Source organism: Shigella sp. SIG3 (assembly GCF_053555855.1).
On sequence record NZ_JBQZXE010000029.1, the window covers coordinates 1 to 16404 of the forward strand.

Here is a 16404-nt window from a genome sequence, read left to right on the forward strand (position 1 = left end):
GCGTTATAAATGGGTGGAACTTGTAAAAAATTCCACTCATTTGTATTATTTGTCGCCCCTGAAAACTCATCCATCTTGCCCATCCCGGACTAATCATTATCATTCTCTACAAATTCTGCGGCGTTAATTTTTCGCTGGAGTGAAAATTATTGCGGCGAAGTTTGGTAGATTTTAGTTTGTATAGAGTTATTTTAAATATTTACCTTTTTAATCAATGGATTAAGTGCTCTTTAACATAATGGATGTGTTGTTTGTGTGATCCTGTAAAGTTGGTAGATTGTGACTGGCTTAAAAAATCATTAATTAATAATAGGTTATGTTTAGAGTGTTCCCCGCGCCAGCGGGGATAAACCGGATTTAGAGAGCCAGACGTTGGTCAGTTATTCGAGTTCCCCGCGTCAGCGGGGATAACCATTCAGGTATATTCAGGCCGGGCAGTTTCCCGCCCGGTCTTCCTCACTTACGCATTCGACCAGCTCTGGATCGAATCCGCATTCCCCAATTCCCCATGCATCACTTCATACGATTTTTTCAGGATCACATCAGTATGTTTGGTTAGGTCTTTGAAAATACCTTTATTCATCGCGTCGTAGCGTTTGGCATTGCTCTCAACAGGCATAAAGATATCTTTCACGCGAACCATTTTGTCGACAGCCGTTGCGTAATCCGGGTATAGCCCCAGACCTACCGCTGTATTAATCGCTGCCCCCAGGCTTGCACAACCGTTAATGGCGTTACGTCGTGCCGGAAGGTTGAACACGTCGGCAAAAATCTGCATAAACAGATCGCTGTTCGAACCGCCGCCAGTAATGATCACATGCTTCGCAAAGTGATTCATTTCATTACACATATTGTCGTAATTGTTCTTCAGCGTCAGCGCCACGCTTTCCAGTATCGAACGATATATCCATGCGTAATCCATGCTGGAATCAAAGCCGATCATAATCCCGCGTTTGTACGGTTCCCACGGATTGGTCAGCCAATCCAGCACCGTCATCAGCCCATTACAGCCAGGTGGCACACTAGAGGCTTTCTTGTTGAGTAAATCTTCCGGTGAAAGATCCTGCGCCCTGGCATCCTGAATTAACGACTCGCCTAACATGTCGCGCAGCCAGCTCACCGTCCACATACCTTTGCGAATACCGTAACCTTCATACAGCAATGTTTGCGGAATAGAAGACATAATCGGCCAGTACGCCACCGGATCTTTCGGCAAGGCTTTGCCGTTCATCATCAGCGCGATATAAGTACCGAGTGAAATCGCCGCCGTTTCATCATCCAGTAATCCGGCCCCCAGAGCTTCTACCGGTTTATCACTGGTGGTACAAACAACCGGCAGCCCAGCTGGGAAATGTGTCGCCAGCGCGGCTTGTGGTGTGATATGCCCAAGAACAGTGCCTGGCATTTGCACATCAAACAGTATATGACGGGGGATATTAAACTTCTCCATTACCGCAGCATCTTCGCTCCATGCCCAGCTCTTATAATCCACCGGCCACTGACCAAAATAGTTGGCGATATTGTCTTTAAACTCGCCGGTTAAGCGATGCGTCAGATAACCCGAAAAAGAGGTGACATATGCCACGTCAGGATTAGTGTGTTCGTAGGGACGCGTTACGCGTGCATCCTGCCAGCTAATCAACGGCCGTGCCATCGGCTTTCAATAACGCACGGCAGCAACGGATGGATCCCAGACCAATACCGACAATATCTTCTTTATTCCCGGCAAACTGACTCATCAAATCGTGACCGGCAAAACATAATGATGCCCATAAATCGTCGTCAGGATGTTCTGCAGTATCGGCATCTGGCGTGTGCATCGGCTGCAATAAGCCTTTCCCTTCGCAAACCACATTACCTTCCAGATCGTATATCACCACTTTTGTGCTCTGACTTCCGCCATCAATCCCTATGATGTATTTTTTCGACATGATTTTTCTCCTGTAATTTTCCTGGCTTACTTGCTGCTAGCCATTGCGGGGGCGCTATCAGCAGTACGAATTTTTTGGAACAGCAAAAAGGTAAAGACTATCACCATGGCAAGCGCCGCCATGCCCATCAGCCACATATTGCGGTAGGCTTCTGCAGCGGGCAGGGTGTCTTGCCAGTGGCCGATAATCGGGTAAACGAAGACATCCGGCAGGAATCCAATCACCGAACAAATACCTACCGTGGTGCCCATAATGTAAGACGGTGTTCTCGCTTCGCCGGGGCAGGCCCAGTACAGCCCGCGTGAGGCGTAACAGGTGAATCCCAGCAGTAAAATCAGGCCAATCCCCATCGCGACCGATTGCGGGTTAGAGTTCGTGACGAGCAGGGCTGTCAACGCCAGCAAACCGATGATGGAAAGGATTTGAATCACGCGGGTAGGGGATTTCACTTTACTGTAGGTGGTGATAATGCCTCCAAGTGGGCCGCACAGCGCGCGGAAGATTTTGTTGATCACAATCCCCATGTAGCTCGCTGCCACCAGCGACATGCCGTACATTTCGGTCAGATAGTTGGTGGAGTAACTCAGAATGGCGTAGATTGTGAAGACACCAAAAATCACCATGCTGCAATACCAGGTGGTGCTGATACGCAAAACGGCAAGGATGTCGCTAAGCTGGAATGACTGTTTTTCTTCGTTATTGGCACTGCGCAGGTTGTTGTTATCGCTAACAAAAAACCAGCACAGAATCCCCAACAAGATGTAAACCACACTGTAGATGATAATGACTGTTTTCAGGCTGGCGCTGTCATCCGGTGCAAAGCGAGAAAAGACCCACATGGTAAACACCGCCAGCGACATTACACCGACGCCGCGCAGCCCTTCCATCCAGCCCATAATTTTCCCTTGCTCGCTATGATCGCCAAGCAACGAGGCGGCTTTAATCGACACCGACCACAGCATTAAAATCGTCGTTATCGCAAAGGCGACCTGAATACAGAGCATTACCCACAGCGGTGGATACGTTGCCATTAACAGACCCAGTAATCCGGTAATGATCATCGCGGAAGTAATCATTTTGCGGTGTGAAAATTTATCGGCAATAACGCCGCTGGGGGCATAAAGAATAATAGCCGCAATACCAAAGGTACTCATTATTAAACCTATCTCGGTATTGCTGAATCCCATAAATTTCGCCATGGGAATTTGATAAATATAACGTAAATAAGCCAGGTCAAAACTAACGCCGCCGCTAAAACTAATTATCGCGAGGGTTATCCAACGGCGATATGAGTTGTGTTGCATATCGTATTCCCATTTGTAATAGACAAAAAAAAGAGAAAAGTAAGCCGCCCTTTCAGGTGGATTACTTTTCTCAGGTCTCTAGTAATTGCAATAAGAAATAACATGGAAAGCAGAGGTGTTGTGTGAGAGTAATCACGCTTCTGCTTTTTAAAACTATTTGACAATACGAATATCACACTGTGATTACGATCACATTAGCAGTTATGCCGTTATGCTAAAAATTATCTCCAGTTACCAGAGATAATGAGAAAGGTAACTTCCCTCTCGCGGGGGAAGTTACCTTTCTTTTTTTTTGCCTTACGGAAATTGGAGCTAACTATGTCAATCGAATCTCTCAATGCGTTCTCAATGGATTTTTTCTCCCTGAAAGGTAAAACAGCAATTGTTACCGGCGGGAATAGCGGTTTAGGTCAGGCATTTGCAATGGCGTTGGCCAAAGCTGGCGCAAATATTTTTATTCCTAGCTTCGTCAAAGATAACGGCGAAACAAAGGAAATGATTGAAAAACAGGGTGTTGAAGTGGACTTCATGCAGGTGGATATTACCGCAGAAGGCGCACCGCAGAAGATTATCGCTGCCTGCTGTGAGCGCTTCGGTACTGTCGATATTCTGGTTAACAATGCCGGTATTTGTAAGCTGAATAAGGTGCTGGACTTCGGTCGTGCCGACTGGGATCCGATGATTGATGTGAACCTGACCGCCGCATTCGAGTTAAGCTATGAAGCGGCAAAAATTATGATCCCGCAGAAAAGCGGCAAAATTATTAATATCTGTTCATTGTTCTCTTACTTAGGTGGACAATGGTCACCTGCATATTCTGCCACTAAACATGCTCTTGCCGGGTTCACCAAAGCTTATTGTGATGAACTAGGTCAATATAATATTCAGGTAAATGGTATCGCCCCTGGCTATTATGCAACAGCATATTATGCTGGCGACACGCAGTAATCCAGAAACCAATCAGCGCGTTCTTGATCATATTCCGGCAAACCGTTGGGGCGATACTCAGGATTTAATGGGCGCAGCCGTGTTTCTCGCAAGTCAGGCATCGAATTATGTCAACGGGCATTTATTAGTGGTCGATGGCGGTTATTTAGTGCGCTAATCCATAACGGTGGTTTCTGTTTTCTCTTATTAATGATTATTCCATTTTTATTATCAGGAAGGAATTACTATGTCTTTATCTCGCGCAGCGATTGTCGACCAGCTAAAGGAAATTGTTGGTGCAGATCGCGTAATTACCGATGAAACAGTATTAAAGAAAAACAGTATTGACCGTTTTCGTAAATTTCCGGATATTCATGGCATTTATACTTTGCCGATTCCGGCAGCGGTCGTAAAACTCGGTTCCACAGAGTAAGTATCCCGTGTGCTGAATTTTATGAATGCGCACAAAATTAACGGTGTGCCGCGTACCGGTGCTTCCGCCACCGAAGGTGGGCTGGAAACTGTTGTAGAAAACTCGGTGGTGCTCGACGGCTCCGCCATGAATCAAATCATTAATATTGATATTGAGAATATGCAGGCGACGGCGCAATGTGGTGTTCCGCTGGAAGTGCTGGAAAACGCGTTGCGTGAAAAAGGTTACACCACGGGGCATTCTCCGCAGTCAAAGCCGCTGGCGCAGATGGGCGGCCTGGTAGCAACCCGCAGTATCGGGCAGTTCTCCACACTCTACGGCGCAATCGAAGATATGGTCGTTGGTCTGGAGGCAGTGTTGGCAGATGGCACCGTCACACGCATTAAAAACGTGCCACGCCGCGCGGCTGGCCCGGACATTCGTCACATCATCATCGGCAACGAAGGTGCATTGTGCTATATCACTGAAGTAACAGTGAAAATCTTTAAATACACCCCGGAAAACAACCTCTTCTACGGCTATATCCTGGAAGACATGAAAACCGGCTTCAACATCCTGCGTGAAATCATGGTGGAAGGGTATCGTCCGTCGATCGCTCGTTTGTATGACGCTGAAGATGGCACCCAACACTTCACCCATTTTGCCGACGGAAAATGGGTGCTGATCTTTATGGCTGAAGGTAACCCTCGCATTGCGAAGGCGACGGGCGAAGGGATTGCGGAAATCGTTGCCCGCTACCCGCAGTGCCAGCGCGTGGACAGCAAACTGATTGAAACCTGGTTTAACAACCTGAACTGGGGACCGGATAAAGTGGCTGCCGAACGTGTGCAGATCCTCAAAACCGGCAACATGGGCTTTACCACCGAAGTGTCCGGCTGCTGGAGCTGCATCCACGAAATCTACGAAAGCGTTATTAACCGTATTCGTACTGAGTTCCCGCACGCCGACGACATCACCATGCTGGGCGGTCACTCCTCTCATAGCTATCAGAACGGCACCAACATGTACTTCGTCTATGACTACAACGTTGTTGACTGTAAGCCGGAAGAGGAAATCGACAAGTACCACAATCCGCTCAACAAAATCATCTGCGAAGAAACCATTCGCCTCGGCGGTTCGATGGTGCACCACCATGGCATTGGTAAACATCGCGTTCACTGGAGCAAGCTGGAACACGGCAGCGCGTGGGCGTTGCTGGAAGGGCTGAAAAAGCAGTTCGATCCTAACGGCATTATGAATACGGGTACTATCTATCCGATTGAAAAATAATGTATCAGGCAGCGTTCCGCGATGACGGGGCGTTGCCTTTTCGGCTTCTCAGGCGAGAAGCCGTTCTTATTACCGGACAATGAAGGGGTAAAGATGAACACTTCACCGGTGCGAATGGATGATTTACCGCTTAACCGTTTTCACTGTCGAATTGCTGCGCTCACTTTCGGCGCACACCTGACCGACGGTTATGTTCTCGGCGTCATTGGTTACGCCATTATTCAACTTACGCCCGCCATGCAACTGACGCCGTTTATGGCGGGAATGAGCGGCGGCTCGGCGCTCCTTGGTTTGTTTCTTGGCAGCCTGGTTCTTGGGTGGATCTCCGACCATATTGGTCGGCAAAAAATCTTCACCTTCAGCTTTTTGCTGATTACGCTCGCTTCGTTCTTGCAATTTTTTGCCACCACGCCAGAGCATCTTATTGGGCTGCGCATTTTGATCGGCATTGGTCTGGGAGGCGATTACTCAGTAGGTCACACCTTGCTGGCTGAATTTTCCCCGCGCCGCCATCGCGGTATTTTGCTGGGCGCATTCAGCGTGGTGTGGACCGTAGGCTATGTGTTGGCAAGTATTGCCGGACATCACTTTATTTCCGAAAACCCGGAGGCCTGGCGCTGGTTGCTGGCATCGGCAGCTCTGCCCGCGTTGTTGATTACGTTATTACGCTGGGGAACGCCAGAATCGCCACGTTGGCTACTGTGCCAGGGGCGTTTTGCAGAAGCTCACGCTATCGTGCATCGCTATTTTGGTCCCCATGTTTTACTGGGCGATGAAGTGGTAACGGCGACCCATAAACACATCAAAACCTTGTTCTCTTCGCGTTACTGGCGGCGCACGGCGTTTAACAGCATCTTCTTTGTCTGCCTCGTAATCCCATGGTTTGTGATTTATACCTGGCTGCCAACTATCGCCCAGACTATTGGTCTGGAAGATGCGCTGACTGCCAGCCTGATGCTTAATGCGTTGTTAATTGTGGGCGCGCTGCTGGGATTAGTTCTGACGCACCTGCTGGCACATCGCAAATTTTTGCTGGGAAGTTTTTTGCTGCTGGCGGCAACGCTGGTAGTAATGGCCTGTTTGCCTTCCGGCAGTTCATTAACGCTGCTGCTTTTTGTTCTCTTCAGCACCACCATTTCGGCAGTCAGTAATCTGGTGGGCATTTTGCCTGCGGAAAGTTTTCCTACTGACATTCGCTCGCTGGGCGTCGGTTTTGCCACCGCCATGAGTCGACTTGGCGCGGCGGTAAGTACTGGCCTGCTGCCGTGGGTGCTGGCGCAGTGGGGAATGCAAGTCACCTTATTGCTCCTGGCGACAGTGTTGTTGGTTGGTTTTGTTGTGACCTGGCTATGGGCACCAGAAACTAAAGCCCTCCCGCTGGTGGCGGCGGGAAATGTAGGAGGTGCGAATGAACATTCTGTTAGCGTTTAAAGCCGAACCGGATGCCGGAATGCTGGCGGAAAAAGAGTGGCAGGCGGCGGCTCAGGGTAATAGCGGACCGGATGTTTCGCTACTGCGAAGTTTACTCGGTGCTGATGAACAGGCCGCTGCCGCGCTGCTGTTAGCGCAGAGAAAAAACGGTACGCCGATGTCTTTAACCGCGTTGAGCATGGGGGATGAACGGGCGTTGCACTGGCTGCGCTATCTCATGGCTCTTGGGTTTGAGGAAGCTGTATTGCTGGAGACGGCGGCAGATCTGCGCTTTGCGCCGGAATTTGTCGCTCGCCATATTGCCGAATGGCAGCGTCAGAATCCGCTGGATCTGATAATTACCGGCTGCCAAAGCAGCGAAGGGCAGAATGGGCAAACGCCATTTTTGCTGGCGGAAATGCTGGGCTGGCCCTGCTTCACCCTGGTGGAGCGTTTCACTCTCGACGCGCTGTTTATCACCCTCGAACAGCGTACTGAACATGGGTTGCGCTGTTCGAGGGTTCGCTTGCCTGCGGTGATTGCCGTGCGTCAGTGCGGTGAAGTGGCCTTGCCAGTACCGGGAATGCGCCAGCGAATGGCTGCGGGGAAAGCAGAAATTATCCGTAAAACTGTTGCTGCCGAAATGCCAGCGATGCAGTGTCTGCAACTGGCAAGAGCAGAGCAACGATGCGGAGCGACGCTGATTGATGGGCAAACGGTAGCAGAAAAAGCTCAAAAGCTATGGCAGGACTATTTACGCCAAAGGATGCAGCCATGAATATCGCAATTGTGACAATAAATCAGGAGAATGCCGCAATAGCGAGCTGGCTGGCGGCGCAGGATTTCAGCGGTTGTACGCTGGCGCACTGGCAAATAGAACCTCAGCCCGTAGTGGCGGAACAGGTGCTGGATGCGATGGTGGAACAGTGGCAGCGAACGCCTGCGGACGTTGTTCTCTTTCCGCCGGGAACGTTTGGCGATGAACTGTCGACCCGGCTGGCCTGGCGTTTACATGGTGCAAGCATCTGTCAGGTGACTTCGTTAGATATTCCAACCGTAAGCATGCGCAAATCCCACTGGGGAAATGCGTTAACGGCGACGCTGCAAACAGAAAAACGCCCGTTATGCCTTTCCCTGGCGCGTCAGGCGGGAGCAGCGAAAAACGCCACGTTGCCCTCTGGAATGCAGCAACTGAACATTGTCCCAGGTGCGCTTCCCGACTGGCTGGTTAGCACAGAGGATCTGAAAAATGTTAGCCGCGACCCATTAGCTGAGGCCAGACGGGTGCTGGTGGTGGGGCAGGGCGGAGAGGCAGATAACCAGGAAATCGTTATGCTGGCAGAAAAGCTGGGAACCGAAGTGGGCTACAGTCGGGCGCGAGTGATGAACGGTGGCGTTGATGCTGAAAAAGTGATTGGTATTTCCGGACATCTGCTGGCACCTGAGGTGTGCATTGTTGTTGGCGCTTCCGGCGCAGCAGCGTTAATGGCGGGCGTACGCAATAGCAAGTTTATGGTGGCGATTAATCATGACGCCAGCGCAGCGGTATTTTCACAGGCAGATATTGACGTGGTTGATGACTGGAAAGTGGTGCTGGAGGCACTGGTGACAAACATTCACGCAGAATACCAATAACGTGCTGCCGGATGATCCTGCCTACGGTTCTGGACTGGGGACCTGTAGGCCTGATAAGACGCGTTAAGCGTCGCATCAGGCGCTGAATGTCGGATGTGGCGTGCGGCCAACAAATCAAAACAAATTCAATTGGTTACGATTATCCCGTCAAAGCAATTTTTTCGCTAACGTCCAGACTCCGGTATTCGTGGTGGAAAGCGCCACGACACCCGCGTTAATCGCATTACGCGCATCTTCTTCATCGCATACCAGCCCGCCAGCAATCAGCGGTTGGCGGATTTTTTCCGTCACCCAGCCCAGCACTTTGGGCATGCAGCCTGGCAGGATCTCAATACAATCCGGATTCGATTGCGCAACTTGCTTATCAATGTTGTGAAACGAAATCGAATCAACAATAAACAGGCGATGAATACAGAAAAAAACTTCCGCTCTTGCCGCTTTTAGCATCGATGCTTTGGTGCTGATAATTCCATCCGCCTCGGTCACCAGTTTCAAAAACTGAATCACCACTTCTTTATTTGACGCGCCTTCCAGCAAATCAACATGAATAAAAGCATATTTCCCGGCGTTCTTAATCTTTTTAACGATATTACTGATGGTGCAGATATTGCCGTACAACACGGAAATAAACTGGCATTCAGAATCGATGGCCAGTTGCAGGCTGGCATTATCTTTAACGGCAGCAATCACCGGATTCTGGCGGAGCAGGTGTAAGAGGGGCATAAATTATCCTTATTATTTATCCAAAGCGGTAGGTGATGCCGAATCCGGAAGGCGGATAGCGCCACTGTTGTAGTGTGGATTCGTCGCACAGCAAACGGCAGGTGCCACACTCCAGGCAGCCGCGATAGTCAATACGTAAGCCACCTTCCTGTGTGAGAGAAAAAAGACCTACCGGACAGGCGTTAATCAACCGTTGTACCATCTGACGCTCAACGGAGTCAGCCGGAACAATGTGCGGCGCATCAGCAACGCGCCAGAGATTACGGGCTACAGACATCGCAGACTCCTGATAACATCGCCCGCCAGATGCCACAGGCCATGACGACGTAAATGACGCCAGAATAACTGGCGCAGCGGTGGAACAGGTTTATCACCCTGATCCCATAAATCGCGGGAAATATCCTGCATTAACGCAGGCCACGCCCGATACCAGCCAGGGCGTTGCAAAAGCGCCGGAACATGCTGATAACGTTGTAGAACATCCCATAGCAGGCTGCGCTCTACGTTGTGATGATAAAGCGCAAACAGATTTTGCGGCTCGCGGTGCTGGCAGGCGCTTATTAGCGTTTGTGCCGCCGCCTGTGCGCCAGTCAGCGCCATATCCATGCCGCGCACGGAAATTCCGGTATTGACGCAACTGCGCAACGCATCGCCCACCAGCAGCCAGCCGTTACCGGCGTATTGCACCGGCATACTGTGCAAGCCACCTTCTGGCACCAGATGCGCACCATACTCCAGTGATTCCGTGTTTTTGATAAGCGTGCGCACTGCCGGATGCGCTTTAAAGCGAGTCAGCAGCTCGCTTGCCGGAACACGACTTTGCGTAAGGGAAGAGAGCGGGCAAACAATCCCTAACGAGAGCGTTTGTTGATTAGTATAAAGAAATGCGCCGCCGGGTAAGTCATCACAGATTCCGCCGCTGAACAGCAACGCTGCGCCTTCGTTATTCTCCAGATGAAAACGTTCTTCAATAGCGGATGTTTCCAGCGACAGCACTTCTTTGATCCCCAACGCCATCGCTTCGCCAGCAGGACGAGTCACTAACCCGTGACGTTCAGCCAGGACGCTGTTGGCACCTTCTGCCAGCACCACATAACGGGCGCGGAGAATATCGTCACCACAAATAACGCCACAGACTCTGCCGTTTTCTTCATACAGTGCATCCACCGTCGCTCCGGGGATGCATTCGACACCTTCTTTTTCGGCTTCGGCAACCAGCCACGGATCGAACCGTGCACGTAATACACTCCAGGATTCACCGCCGGGCTGTAAGCTGGAAAACGTCGTTGCGCCATCCGGCGTTAACAGGGAAAGGCTTTCGTGAGTGATGCGTCGTTCAAGAGGCGCGGTCAGATGAAATTGCGGGAGGAGTTCCGCGAGTGCATGGGTATATAACCGCCTGCCGGAAAGATTTTTGCTGCCGGGGATTTCAGCGCGTTCGAGTAACAAAACGGATAAATCCGCTCGCGCGCAGCGTAACGCGCAAGCGGTGCCTGCAATACCGGCACCAATAATAATAATGTCGCAGTCGTCTTCCATGTCATGCCCCAGATATCCAGAACACAACACCCTAACATAGCGTTACTAAAGGGAAATTGACCGCCGACACACTCTTATCATTCGCCGCGATAGATACACCCTGCGGTGCAGGTTTCTTTTACCATCACCGCACTTAACAGCGGCACAACGGGTTTAACCTGATCCCAAATCCATTTTGCTAAAACTTCGCTGGTTGGGTTTTCCAGACCTGGAATATCATTGAGATAATGGTGATCTAGGCGCTCATAAGTTGGCTTAAACGCCGCTTTCAGTTCAGCGAAATCGATAATCCAGCCCGTATGCGGATCGACTTCCCCGGTAATTTCCAGTCGCACCATAAAGGAATGCCCGTGCAGGCGACCACATTTATGCCCTTCCGGGACATGTGGTAAGCGGTGAGCGGCTTCGAAGGTGAAATCTTTAAATAACGTGGTGGACATCATAATTTCTCTACAGGACGATAAAACCGCCGTAGAGTACCGGAAAGGCTGTTTTTTCGCATTATCTAAAACGACTTTGTTGCGCAAAATCGCTGATTTATCTTAATGATTGGCTAAATTCATTTGTTTTTCATTAGGTTGGTTAATCTATTTTGTTGTTAAAGACTATTGCTAAAACAGGTTAGTCGATTTGGTTATTAGTTATCGCTATCCCGTCTTTAATCCACACCGTTCACCCCGTTAACCTTACCTTCTCTTCTGTTTTATGGGCGCTGACAGGGCGCAGAAACAGCTTTGCTTACTGGAACATAACGACGCATGACGACACAGGTCCCACCTTCCGCGTTGCTTCCGTTGAACCCGGAGCAACTGGCACGCCTTCAGGCGGCCACGACCGATTTAACGCCTACCCAGCTTGCCTGGGTTTCTGGCTATTTCTGGGGCGTGCTCAACCAGCAGCCTGTTGCGCTTGCAGTGACGCCAGCGCCCGCCGCAGAAATGCCGGGTATAACGATTATCTCTGCTTCGCAAACCGGCAATGCGCGCCGGGTTGCTGAAGCATTACGCGATGATTTATTAGCAGCAAAACTGAACGTTAAGCTGGTGAACGCGGGCGACTATAAATTCAAACAAATCGCCAGCGAAAAACTGCTCATCGTAGTGACGTCAACGCAAGGGGAAGGGGAACCGCCGGAAGAAGCCGTCGCGCTGCATAAGTTCCTGTTCTCCAAAAAAGCGCCAAAGCTGGAAAACACCGCGTTTGCCGTGTTTAGCCTCGGCGATAGCTCTTATGAATTTTTCTGCCAGTCCGGGAAAGATTTTGACAGCAAGCTGGCGGAACTGGGTGGTGAACGCCTGCTCGACCGTGTCGATTCTGATGTTGAATACCAGGCTGCTGCCAGCGAGTGGCGCGCCCGCGTGGTTGATGCGCTTAAATCGCGTGCGCCTGTCGCGGCACCTTCGCAATCCGTCGCTACTGGCGCGGTAAATGAAATCCACACCAGCCCGTACAGCAAAGACGCGCCGCTGGTGGCTAGCCTCTCTGTTAACCAGAAAATTACTGGGCGTAACTCTGAAAAAGACGTTCGCCATATCGAAATTGACTTAGGCGACTCGGGCCTGCGTTACCAGCCGGGTGACGCGCTGGGCGTCTGGTATCAGAACGATCCGGCACTGGTGAAAGAACTTGTCGAACTGCTGTGGCTGACAGGCGATGAACCTGTCACTGTCGAGGGCAAAACGTTGCCTCTGAACGAAGCGCTACAGTGGCACTTCGAACTGACCGTCAACACCGCCAACATTGTTGAGAATTACGCCACGCTTACCCGCAGTGAAACACTGCTGCCGCTGGTGGGCGATAAAGCGAAGTTACAGCATTACGCCGCGACGACGCTGATTGTTGACATGGTGCGTTTCTCCCCGGCACAGCTTGATGCCGAAGCGCTAATTAATCTGCTGCGCCCGCTGACCCCGCGTCTCTATTCCATTGCCTCCTCGCAGGCGGAAGTCGAGAACGAAGTACACGTCACCGTTGGTGTGGTGCGTTACGACGTGGAAGGCCGCGCCCGTGCCGGTGGTGCCTCCAGCTTCCTCGCTGACCGCGTGGAAGAAGAGGGCGAAGTCCGCGTATTTATCGAACATAACGATAACTTCCGCCTGCCCGCTAACCTGGAAACCCCGGTGATTATGATTGGCCCAGGCACCGGTATTGCGCCGTTCCGCGCCTTTATGCAGCAACGCGCCGCTGACGAAGCGCCAGGTAAAAACTGGCTGTTCTTTGGCAATCCGCATTTTACGGAAGACTTCCTGTATCAGGTGGAGTGGCAGCGCTACGTCAAAGAGGGTGTGCTGACGCGGATCGATCTCGCCTGGTCGCGCGACCAAAAAGAAAAAGTTTACGTACAAGATAAACTGCGCGAACAGGGCGCGGAGCTGTGGCGCTGGATCAATGACGGTGCCCACATTTATGTCTGCGGCGACGCTAATCGCATGGCGAAAGACGTTGAGCAGGCACTTCTGGAAGTGATTGCCGAATTTGGTGGCATGGACACCGAAGCGGCGGATGAATTTTTAAGTGAGCTGCGCGTAGAGCGCCGTTATCAGCGAGATGTCTACTAATGAGCGAAAAACATCCAGGGCCTTTAGTGGTCGAAGGAAAACTGACAGACGCCGAGCGCATGAAGCTTGAAAGCAACTACCTGCGCGGCACCATTGCGGAAGATTTAAACGACGGTCTGACCGGCGGCTTTAAGGGCGATAACTTCCTGCTGATCCGCTTCCACGGCATGTATCAGCAGGATGACCGCGACATCCGCGCCGAACGTGCTGAACAGAAGCTGGAGCCGCGCCACGCGATGCTGTTGCGCTGCCGTCTGCCGGGTGGAGTTATCACCACCAAACAGTGGCAGGCGATCGATAAATTTGCCGGTGAAAACACCATCTATGGCAGCATTCGCCTGACCAACCGCCAGACGTTTCAGTTCCACGGCATTCTGAAAAAGAACGTCAAACCGGTGCACCAGATGCTGCACTCGGTCGGTCTTGATGCGCTGGCGACTGCTAACGACATGAACCGTAACGTACTCTGCACCTCGAACCCTTACGAGTCGCAGCTGCACGCAGAAGCGTACGAGTGGGCGAAGAAGATTTCTGAACATCTGCTGCCGCGTACCCGCGCGTATGCGGAGATCTGGCTCGATCAGGAAAAAGTCGCCACCACCGATGAAGAACCGATCCTTGGTCAGACCTACCTGCCGCGTAAGTTCAAAACCACGGTAGTGATCCCGCCGCAGAACGATATTGATCTGCACGCCAACGACATGAACTTCGTGGCGATCGCGGAAAACGGCAAGCTGGTGGGCTTCAACCTGCTGGTGGGCGGTGGGCTTTCTATCGAACACGGTAACAAGAAAACCTACGCCCGCACGGCGAGTGAGTTTGGCTATCTGCCGCTAGAGCATACGCTAGCGGTGGCGGAAGCCGTCGTGACAACTCAGCGTGACTGGGGTAACCGAACCGATCGTAAAAATGCCAAAACAAAATACACACTGGAGCGCGTGGGGGTTGAGACGTTTAAAGCGGAAGTGGAGCGTCGCGCGGGGATCAAATTTGAACCGATCCGCCCGTATGAATTTACAGGACGCGGCGATCGTATTGGCTGGGTTAAGGGCATTGATGATAACTGGCACCTGACGCTGTTTATCGAAAATGGTCGCATCCTTGATTATCCGGGGCGTCCGCTGAAAACTGGCCTGCTGGAGATCGCGAAGATCCACAAAGGTGATTTCCGCATTACGGCGAACCAGAATCTGATCATCGCCGGTGTGCCGGAAAGCGAGAAAGCGAAGATCGAGAAAATTGCCAAAGAGAGCGGGTTAATGAATGCCGTCACGCCGCAGCGTGAAAACTCGATGGCCTGCGTGTCATTCCCGACTTGCCCGCTGGCGATGGCGGAAGCGGAGCGTTTCCTGCCGTCTTTTATCGACAACATCGATAATTTAATGGCGAAACATGGTGTCAGCGATGAGCATATCGTGATGCGTGTAACAGGCTGCCCGAACGGTTGTGGTCGCGCGATGCTGGCGGAAGTGGGCCTGGTGGGTAAAGCACCGGGTCGCTACAACCTGCATCTTGGCGGCAACCGCATTGGGACACGTATCCCACGGATGTATAAAGAAAACATCACCGAGCCGGAAATCCTGGCGTCGCTTGATGAACTGATAGGGCGCTGGGCGAAAGAGCGCGAAGCGGGTGAAGGCTTCGGCGACTTTACGGTGCGTGCGGGCATCATTCGCCCGGTGCTCGATCCGGCGCGCGATTTGTGGGATTAACCATCAGCCCGGTCTTGTAGGCCTGATAAGACGCGTGAGCGTCGCATCAGGCAAGGCAAACAGTGAGGAATCTATGTCCAAACTCGATCTAAACGCCCTGAACGAACTGCCGAAGGTAGATCGCATTCTGGCGCTGGCAGAAACTAACGCCGAACTGGAAAAACTGGACGCTGAAGGCCGCGTTGCCTGGGCGCTGGATAATCTGCCCGGTGAATATGTACTTTCTTCCAGCTTTGGCATTCAGGCGGCGGTGAGCCTGCATCTGGTGAATCAGATTCACCCGGATATTCCGGTGATCCTCACCGACACCGGCTATCTGTTCCCGGAAACCTACCGCTTTATTGACGAGTTAACGGACAAACTCAAGCTCAACCTGAAAGTGTACCGCGCTACCGAAAGCGCCGCCTGGCAGGAAGCACGCTACGGCAAACTGTGGGAACAGGGCGTTGAAGGCATTGAAAAGTACAATGACATCAACAAAGTCGAACCGATGAACCGGGCGCTGAAAGAACTGAATGCGCAAACGTGGTTTGCTGGCCTGCGGCGTGAACAATCCGGCAGCCGTGCCAATTTACCGGTGCTGGCAATTCAGCGTGGCGTATTTAAAGTGCTGCCGATTATCGACTGGGATAACCGAACTATTTATCAGTACCTGCAAAAACATGGCCTGAAATATCACCCATTATGGGACGAAGGATATTTATCGGTGGGCGATACCCATACAACCCGTAAATGGGAACCCGGCATGGTGGAAGAAGAAACGCGTTTCTTTGGCTTAAAAAGGGAATGTGGATTACACGAAGGGTAAATATTGCCGGATAAATTAAACGCCTCTGTCAGAAATGATGGGGGCGTTTTTATTTTGCGAGCAGCATTCCGGCATTTAAAGGTGAACATCGCAGGGAAAATTAACAGGTATAGAATGGCGTTGGGTGCTTGAGGCTGTCTGGCGTTAAGCATTCG

At 51.4% G+C, this 16404-nt stretch carries 11 protein-coding genes and 3 pseudogenes; 8 read left to right on the top strand and 6 right to left on the bottom strand.

The features are described from left to right. Window positions 1-460: 460 nt before the first annotated feature. Both ACUU1I_RS07885 and ACUU1I_RS07890 read right to left on the bottom strand, forming a co-directional pair. Window positions 461-1931: pseudogene (locus ACUU1I_RS07885) on the bottom strand (FGGY-family carbohydrate kinase). Between the two features lie 26 nt (window positions 1932-1957). Continuing rightward, window positions 1958-3235, bottom strand: a complete 1278-nt coding sequence (locus ACUU1I_RS07890; protein WP_001164564.1) for an MFS transporter — start codon at window positions 3233-3235, stop codon at window positions 1958-1960. Between the two features lie 318 nt (window positions 3236-3553). Here ACUU1I_RS07890 and ACUU1I_RS07895 point away from each other — a divergent pair. From ACUU1I_RS07895 to ACUU1I_RS07915, 5 genes and pseudogenes are all read left to right on the top strand, one after another. Further along, window positions 3554-4340 (top strand): annotated as a pseudogene (locus tag ACUU1I_RS07895) (SDR family oxidoreductase). Between the two features lie 69 nt (window positions 4341-4409). Then, window positions 4410-5864 (top strand): annotated as a pseudogene (locus ACUU1I_RS07900) (FAD-binding oxidoreductase). Window positions 5865-5885: 21 nt separating this feature from the next. Further along, entirely contained in the window at window positions 5886-7295 is a 1410-nt protein-coding gene (locus tag ACUU1I_RS07905) for an MFS transporter (protein WP_000147683.1), read from the top strand. Then, entirely contained in the window at window positions 7273-8052 is a 780-nt protein-coding gene (locus ACUU1I_RS07910) for an electron transfer flavoprotein subunit beta/FixA family protein (RefSeq protein ID WP_152030574.1), read from the top strand. Before ACUU1I_RS07905 ends, ACUU1I_RS07910 begins: the two co-directional genes overlap by 23 nt. Beyond that, window positions 8049-8909 carry an electron transfer flavoprotein subunit alpha/FixB family protein gene (locus tag ACUU1I_RS07915; RefSeq protein ID WP_005070649.1) on the top strand — a complete coding sequence of 287 codons (861 nt, stop codon included), beginning with the start codon at window positions 8049-8051 and terminating at the stop codon, window positions 8907-8909. Before ACUU1I_RS07910 ends, ACUU1I_RS07915 begins: the two co-directional genes overlap by 4 nt. 147 nt (window positions 8910-9056) lie before the next feature. Here the strand turns inward: ACUU1I_RS07915 and ACUU1I_RS07920 are convergent, their stop codons facing one another. From ACUU1I_RS07920 to queD, 4 genes are all read right to left on the bottom strand, one after another. Next, window positions 9057-9632, bottom strand: coding sequence for a glycerol-3-phosphate responsive antiterminator (locus tag ACUU1I_RS07920; protein WP_001130276.1), 576 nt, complete (start codon window positions 9630-9632; stop codon window positions 9057-9059). A 16-nt stretch (window positions 9633-9648) separates the two neighbouring features. After that, window positions 9649-9909, bottom strand: coding sequence for a ferredoxin family protein (locus ACUU1I_RS07925; protein ID WP_000109523.1), 261 nt, complete (start codon window positions 9907-9909; stop codon window positions 9649-9651). Next, window positions 9900-11171 carry an FAD-dependent oxidoreductase gene (locus ACUU1I_RS07930; protein ID WP_005070644.1) on the bottom strand — a complete coding sequence of 424 codons (1272 nt, stop codon included), beginning with the start codon at window positions 11169-11171 and terminating at the stop codon, window positions 9900-9902. The genes ACUU1I_RS07925 and ACUU1I_RS07930 overlap by 10 nt, the downstream gene beginning before the upstream one ends. A gap of 77 nt (window positions 11172-11248) precedes the next feature. Further along, on the bottom strand, window positions 11249-11611 hold the full coding sequence (queD, locus tag ACUU1I_RS07935) for a 6-carboxytetrahydropterin synthase QueD (protein WP_000108294.1): 363 nt from the start codon (window positions 11609-11611) through the stop codon (window positions 11249-11251). A gap of 318 nt (window positions 11612-11929) precedes the next feature. Between queD and cysJ the strand changes: the two genes are divergently transcribed. The 3 genes from cysJ to cysH all read left to right on the top strand — a co-directional run bounded on the left by cysJ (window position 11930) and on the right by cysH (window position 16249). After that, window positions 11930-13729, top strand: coding sequence for an NADPH-dependent assimilatory sulfite reductase flavoprotein subunit (gene cysJ, locus ACUU1I_RS07940; protein WP_000211949.1), 1800 nt, complete (start codon window positions 11930-11932; stop codon window positions 13727-13729). Further along, window positions 13729-15441 carry an assimilatory sulfite reductase (NADPH) hemoprotein subunit gene (gene cysI, locus ACUU1I_RS07945; protein ID WP_001290706.1) on the top strand — a complete coding sequence of 571 codons (1713 nt, stop codon included), beginning with the start codon at window positions 13729-13731 and terminating at the stop codon, window positions 15439-15441. The genes cysJ and cysI overlap by 1 nt, the downstream gene beginning before the upstream one ends. A 73-nt stretch (window positions 15442-15514) precedes the next feature. After that, window positions 15515-16249, top strand: a complete 735-nt coding sequence (gene cysH / locus ACUU1I_RS07950) for a phosphoadenosine phosphosulfate reductase (protein WP_000039844.1) — start codon at window positions 15515-15517, stop codon at window positions 16247-16249. Window positions 16250-16404 lie beyond the last annotated feature (155 nt).